The organism is Streptomyces bobili, from assembly GCF_002154575.1.
GTDB classification, from domain to species: Bacteria; Actinomycetota; Actinomycetes; order Streptomycetales; family Streptomycetaceae; genus Streptomyces; species Streptomyces bobili.
Map to the genome: position 1 here is coordinate 1 of NZ_MUBA01000682.1, position 6,861 is coordinate 6,861.

The window sequence follows — 6,861 nt, forward strand, 5'->3', positions numbered from 1 at the left end:
GCGATGCGGTCGGCGACCTTGCGCTTGAAGGGGCGCGGTGACGAGCGCAGCGCGAGGACGGCCATGACGCCCAGCAGGCACAGGCTGTAGATGATGGTGAAGATCGGCTTGGCCGCTCGACCCGCGTAGAGTCCGTGGATCAGCGCGGCACACCAGGCCGGGTAGGCCAGCATGTGCATGGCCCGCCAGCGGGCGGCCACCGGCGCCGGCGAGGCGAACCGGCTGCGCAGCGCGCCGGTGATACCCACGAAGATCATCAACAGTCCGGCCAGCGAGCCGAGGCCGATCAGGCCGGCGGTCCCGGTGACGCCGAGCGAGAACGGGACGACCGCGGCGATGAACTGCGTGTGGTCCAGCGCGATCTTCGTGGTGATGTGCAGCAGCAGGAACGCGATCGAGGCGACCGCCGTCGTCCGGTGCACGGCCTGCCCGATGAGCCGCTGGCGCGTGTTGAGGAAGATCCGGTCCTGGGCGACCAGGCCCCAGATCACCGAGCAGCTGAGCGAGACGAGGGACAGCACACCCGCGCCGAAGTTCAGGAACTCGCGGAACTGGTCGCCTCCGACCAGCACCACCACGGGTATGAGAAGCAGGACGACAGCGGACGCCACCCCGTAGGCCGACCGGCCCGGCTGGGGGAGCGAGCTGTTACTACGACGAGGGTTCATGGGGGCAACTCCGAGCAGTTCGGGAAAGCGGTCCCGATGCCGAACTCTAAGTGGGCGCCATACCGATGGGTACGAGGTTTGAGTTATTGCGTTGTTATCAAAGGACAATGTGGCCACAGCAGTGTCCCTTAGTGGCTGTTACGCGAAGTAATCCCTGACCTTGGTTCAGTTGTGGGTGCGGTACGCACGTGTCGACCAGGCATACGCAAGCGCGTCGCGGCTTGCTCAAGCCCTGCGGTACCCTGAGGCCATGCGTGCCGTACGCCTTCTGCTTAGCGAGCCGCGCTGATCAGTCCCGAACGCCGGAGAACCGGATGGTTCGGAATCGGCGCGGCGTCCCCTCCTGTGCGAGGGGATTTTTCGTTTCCTGAGTGGCAGCCGCTGGCAGAGACGATCGATGGAGCTTTGAGGACATGAGCGAGACGAACCCCGCTGCCACCGCAGAGGTGGCCGCGCCGCACCGGTACACGGCCGCCATGGCAGCCGACATCGAGGCACGCTGGCAGGACGTCTGGGACGCCGAGAACACCTACGCGGCGCCGAACCCGACGGGCGACCTCGCGGGCGACCCCGCGGTCGTCGCCCGGCCCAAGAAGTTCATCATGGACATGTTCCCGTACCCCTCTGGTGCGGGCCTGCACGTCGGTCACCCCCTGGGCTACATCGCGACCGACGTCTTCGCCCGCTACCAGCGGATGACGGGCCACAACGTCCTGCACACCCTGGGCTTCGACGCCTTCGGCCTGCCCGCGGAGCAGCACGCCGTGCAGACCGGCGAGCACCCCCGGATCACCACCGAAGCCGCCATCAACAACATGAAGTCCCAGCTCCGCGCGCTGGGCCTGGGCCACGACAAGCGCCGGTCGTTCGCCACGATCGACCCGGAGTACTACAAGTGGACCCAGTGGATCTTCCTGCAGATCTTCAACTCCTGGTACGACGACGAGGCGAAGCAGGCCCGCCCGATCGCCGAACTGGTCGCCCGCTTCGAGTCCGGTGAGCGAGACCTGCCCGGCGACCGCTCCTGGAGCGAGCTGAGCGACATCGAGCGCGCCGACGTCCTGAGCGAGTACCGCCTGGCCTACGCCTCCGACGCGCCCGTCAACTGGTGCCCCGGACTGGGCACCGTGCTGGCCAACGAGGAGGTCACCTCCGACGGCCGCTCCGAGCGCGGCAACTACCCGGTCTTCAAGGCCAAGCTGCGCCAGTGGAACATGCGCATCACCGCCTACGCCGACCGCCTGCTGGACGACCTGGACGCGCTGGACTGGCCCGAGGCCATCAAGCTGCAGCAGCGCAACTGGATCGGCCGCTCCGAGGGCGCCCGCGTCGGCTTCCCGATCGACGGCGAGCACGTCACCGTCTTCACCACGCGCCCCGACACCCTGTTCGGCGCGACCTACATGGTGCTGGCGCCCGAGCACCCGCTGGTCGAGAAGTTCACCCCGGACGCCTGGCCCGAGGGCACGCACCACGTGTGGACCGGCGGCCACGCGACCCCGACCGAGGCCGTCGCCGCGTATCGCGCACAGGCCGCCTCCAAGTCCGACGTCGAGCGACAGGCCGAGGCCAAGGACAAGACCGGCGTCTTCATCGGCGCGTACGCGACCAACCCGGTCAACGGCGAGCAGGTCCCCGTCTTCATCGCCGACTACGTGCTGATGGGCTACGGCACCGGCGCGATCATGGCCGTTCCGGCGGGCGACCAGCGTGACTTCGAGTTCGCGCGCGCCTTCGAGCTGCCGATCCGGTGCATCGTCGAGCCGACCGACGGCCGGGGAACCGACACCTCGACGTGGGAGGACGCCTTCGCCTCCTACGACGCGAAGATCATCAACTCCTCGAACGACCAGGTCTCCCTGGACGGCCTGGGCGTCGGCGAGGCCAAGGAGCGCATCACCGCGTGGCTGGAGCGGACCGGCGTCGGCGCCGGCACCGTCAACTTCCGGCTGCGCGACTGGCTGTTCAGCCGCCAGCGCTACTGGGGCGAGCCCTTCCCGATCGTCTACGACGAGGACGGTATCGCCCACGCCCTGCCCGAGTCGATGCTGCCGCTGGAGCTGCCGGAGGTCGAGGACTACTCGCCGCGCACCTTCGACCCCGACGACGCCGACACCCAGCCCGAGACGCCGCTGTCGCGCAACGAGGACTGGGTCGACGTCACCCTGGACCTGGGCGACGGCCGCGGTCCGCGCAAGTACCGCCGCGAGACCAACACCATGCCCAACTGGGCCGGTTCCTGCTGGTACGAACTGCGCTACCTGGATCCGCACAACTCCGAGAAGCTGGTCGACCCCGAGATCGAGCAGTACTGGATGGGCCCGCGCGCGGGGCAGCCGCACGGCGGAGTCGACCTGTACGTCGGCGGCGCCGAGCACGCCGTGCTCCACCTGCTGTACGCGCGCTTCTGGTCCAAGGTCCTGTTCGACCTGGGACACGTCTCCTCCGCGGAGCCGTTCCACAAGCTGTTCAACCAAGGCATGATCCAGGCCTACGTCTACCGTGACAGCCGCGGCATCGCCGTACCGGCACTGGAGGTGGAGGAGCGCGACGGCGCCTACTACTACCAGGGCGAGAAGGTTTCCCGGCTGCTGGGCAAGATGGGCAAGTCCCTGAAGAACGCGGTCACTCCGGAGGCCATCTGCGCCGAGTACGGAGCCGACACCCTGCGCCTGTACGAGATGGCGATGGGTCCGCTGGACGTCTCGCGCCCGTGGGACACGCGCGCGGTGGTGGGCCAGTTCCGGCTGCTCCAGCGGCTGTGGCGCAATGTCGTGGACGAGGCGACCGGTGAGGTCACCGTCGTCGACACCGAGCCGGACGAGGACACCCTGCGTGCCCTGCACAAGGCCATCGACGGCGTGCGCCAGGACCTGGAGGGCCTGCGCTTCAACACCGCCATCGCCAAGGTCACCGAGCTGAACAACCACCTGACCAAGGCGGGCGGCCCCCTGTCACGCACGGTCGCCGAGTCCCTGGTGCTGCTGATCGCCCCGCTGGCCCCGCACATCGCCGAGGAACTGTGGCGCAAGCTGGGCCACACGGACTCCGTCGTCCACCGGGACTTCCCGGTGGCCGACCCGGCGTACGTCGTGGACGAGACCGTGACCTGCGTCGTCCAGATCAAGGGCAAGGTCAAGGCGCGCCTGGAGGTGTCGCCCGCCATCTCCGACGACGAGTTGGAGAAGGTGGCCCTGGCCGACGAGAACGTCGTCAACGCGCTGGGCGGCGCGGGGATCCGCAAGGTGATCGTGCGGGCGCCGAAGCTGGTCAACATCGTGCCCGCTTGATCAACACGGTGACGGCCGTGGGCGTGGGCGGTCGAGGCCGGTGCGCGGGGGCGTGAGCGGCTGGGGCCGGTGCGCGTGGGGCGTGAGCGGCTGGGGCCGGTGCGCGCTTCGGGGTAGTCCCCTACGGGCAGGTTCGGGGTTCCGGTGGAACTCCGGGCCTGCCCGTAGCGTTTACCGTTGAAGAGCGGCGCGAGGTGTGCCGCTTCGGGACCGGAGGAGGAGAGTTCGTGGAAGCAGTGATCGCGATCTTTGCCCTGCTTTTCGTGCTCTTCCTGGCAGTGGGTGTCTACGCGACGGTGAAGGTGGTCGGCGCCGCCAAGCGTGGCGTGGACCGCACCATCAACCAGGCCCGCCGCACGGTGGAGGACCACACCCTGCGGGCCAAGTCCTTCGCCCAGTTCGGCCCCGCCGGTGAGATCGCCCAGCTCCGCCTCAAGCTCCGCACCTCGCTGCGGGCAACCCAGGAGGCCCTTCAGGCGGGCGTCGCCGAGGACGAGTCCCTCAAGGAGTCCCTCGCCCTCTTCGCACGCCTCAGCGGGCACGGCCGCGAACTGGACGACGAACTGAAGGGACTGGAGTCCGAGCCCGACCGGGCCGCCCTCGTCGAGCGGCTGGGCTCGCTGCGCGAGCGCACCGAACGGGTCAGGTCCTCGGCGGACTCCCTGCGCTGGGCCGCCCGCGACCGGGCCCGCCGCTTCGCCGACGACGACCTGGACACCCTCCACGCACAGATCGACCTGGAGGCCGGCGCCCTGCGCCACTGGACCACCGCGGACGACCCCGCACAGGCGCAGGCATCGCCTTCCTGGCCCGAGGCGCCCGCCGCCGGCAGCGCGACCGCAGGACAGACCCGGCCGGAGACGGAGACGCCCTCCTCCCGCGCTGCGGAGGCTCCCGCCCGGCCCGCCATCACGCCACCGGGACCGCGTCCCACCTACCCGTGGCAGAAGAAGCCCCGGCCCGAGAGCACCACCTGAGAGACGTCAGGCACGGTACTGGACCGGCCGTCAGGCACGGTACTGATCCGGTCAAGGGCCGGTCGGCCGTGAGGGGCCGGGCTCCCCTCCTGCGGATACGGCAGGTAACCTCCAGCTCATGTCCCGCCATGTCGCTATCGTCACGGATTCCACGGCCTACCTGCCGCAGCGGACGATGGAGCGCCACGGCATCACCGCGGTGCCGCTGACCGTCGTCCTCGGCGACCAGGCGCTCGAAGAGGGCACCGAGATCTCCACCCGCTCCCTGGCCCAGGCGCTCCAGAAGCGACACTCCGTCACCACCTCGCGCCCCAGCCCCGAGGTCTTCGCGCAGACCTACCGCCGGATCGCCGAGGCCGGCGCCACCGGCATCGTGTCGCTGCACCTGTCCGCCGAACTGTCGGGCACCCACGACGCGGCGGTCCTGGCGGCCCGCGAGGCGCCCGTGCCGGTGCGGGTGGTGGACACCGGCATGATCGCGATGGCGCTCGGATTCTGCGCGCTCGCGGCGGCCGAGACCGCCGAAGCGGGCGGCACGGTGGACGAAGCGGTCACGGCCGCGGAGAAACGAGCCGCAGGCACCTCCGCCTTCTTCTACGTCGACACCCTCGACTATCTGCGCCGTGGCGGCCGTATCGGCGCGGCGCAGGCCCTCCTCGGCTCCGCGCTCGCGGTCAAGCCGCTGCTCCAGCTCGACGGCGGGCGCATCGAACCCCTGGAGAAGGTGCGCACGGCGTCGAAGGCGATCGCCCGCCTCGAGGAACTAGCCGCCGACCGGGCGGGCAGCTCCCCGGTGGACATCGCCGTCCACCATCTCTCCGCCCCCGACCGGGCGTCGGCGCTGGCGGACCGGCTGCGTGCCAGGGTGCCCGGCCTCGTGGAGCTGCATGTCAGCGAGGTGGGTGCGGTGATCGGCGCGCACACCGGGCCCGGTCTGCTGGGAGTGGTGGTTTCGGCTCGGTGAGGAGCGTCCGCCCCACTCGTGCGGGTGGCGGAGTTATCCACAACGGGGTGGTTCTCCCCGGAAATTGAGCAAGATCATCGCGCTTCCGTGAAGTGTTCCATTCTCGTGGCATGGCACTTCGATCACGCACACGCATCACCACAGCGACGAGTGGACCCGGGCGCGGGCCCGGCTCCGACGGACGCGTCCGACACCGACGGTCACCGGCACGCGGCCGGGTGGGGAACCGTCATACCCCGGCCGAGGAGCTGCGCCGACGCGCGGAGCTGCTGTTCGGCGAACGGGCCGGCGAGCGGGGAGAGTCGGGGATGGGGCCGCCGGGGGACGGCGACGGCTCAGCAGGTACGGCCGAGGGCACGGCCGACGGCATGGGTGAGATCACGCGGGAGATCACGTGTGAGGACCGTGCCACGGCCGAGTTGGGAGACCGTGCGGGAGCGACCCGTGGGCCGGGGGACTGGCGGGAGCGGGCCGGGCTGGCTCTGCGGGAGCGGCTGCCGGTGTGGGCGCAGGCGCGGTGCGGGCTGGAACGCGGGAGCGTGCTCGCGCTGGCCGTGGTGGTGGTCGCCGTCGCCGCGTTCGCCGTCCAGCACTTCTGGACCGGCCGCGCGCAGCCCGTGCGGGCTCCCGAAGTGGTGCAGGCAGCCGCTCCCCAGGGAGTCGAGGAGCGGAGCCGGCCGACAGAGCCCTCGCCTTCGTCTCCGGCGTCCGGTGGAGCGGCGGGCACGGCGGCGGAGATCGTGGTCGACGTCAGCGGCAAGGTCCGGCATCCCGGCATTCATCGGCTGCAGGCCGGTTCGCGTGTGGTCGACGCGCTGACCGCGGCCGGTGGGGTGCGGCCCGGTACGAACACCGACGGGCTGAACCGGGCGCGGTTCCTCGTGGACGGGGAGCAGGTGGTCGTGGGTGGACCGCCCGGGGCCGGCGTGCCGACGGCGGGAGGCGGACGCCGTCGTGGTCCG

The 6,861-nt window shown here is 70.4% G+C and carries 5 protein-coding genes; 4 read left to right on the forward strand and 1 reads right to left on the reverse strand.

The annotated features are described in order from the left end of the window. A partial coding sequence (locus BZL64_RS36130; RefSeq protein ID WP_483025118.1) for a ferric reductase-like transmembrane domain-containing protein occupies positions 1-668 on the reverse strand: 668 nt, incomplete at its 3' end. 413 nt (positions 669-1,081) lie between these two features. Between BZL64_RS36130 and leuS the strand changes: the two genes are divergently transcribed. The 4 genes from leuS to BZL64_RS36150 all read left to right on the forward strand — a co-directional run. After that, entirely contained in the window at positions 1,082-3,958 is a 2,877-nt protein-coding gene (gene leuS / locus BZL64_RS36135) for a leucine--tRNA ligase (protein ID WP_086773264.1), read from the forward strand. A 227-nt stretch (positions 3,959-4,185) separates the two neighbouring features. Beyond that, on the forward strand, positions 4,186-4,935 hold the full coding sequence (locus BZL64_RS36140) for a hypothetical protein (RefSeq protein WP_086773265.1): 750 nt from the start codon (positions 4,186-4,188) through the stop codon (positions 4,933-4,935). A 118-nt stretch (positions 4,936-5,053) separates the two neighbouring features. After that, positions 5,054-5,899 carry a DegV family protein gene (locus tag BZL64_RS36145; RefSeq protein ID WP_086773266.1) on the forward strand — a complete coding sequence of 282 codons (846 nt, stop codon included), beginning with the start codon at positions 5,054-5,056 and terminating at the stop codon, positions 5,897-5,899. 110 nt (positions 5,900-6,009) lie between these two features. Beyond that, positions 6,010-6,861: SLBB domain-containing protein (locus BZL64_RS36150; RefSeq protein WP_086773267.1), on the forward strand; the 852-nt coding region annotated here is incomplete at its 3' end.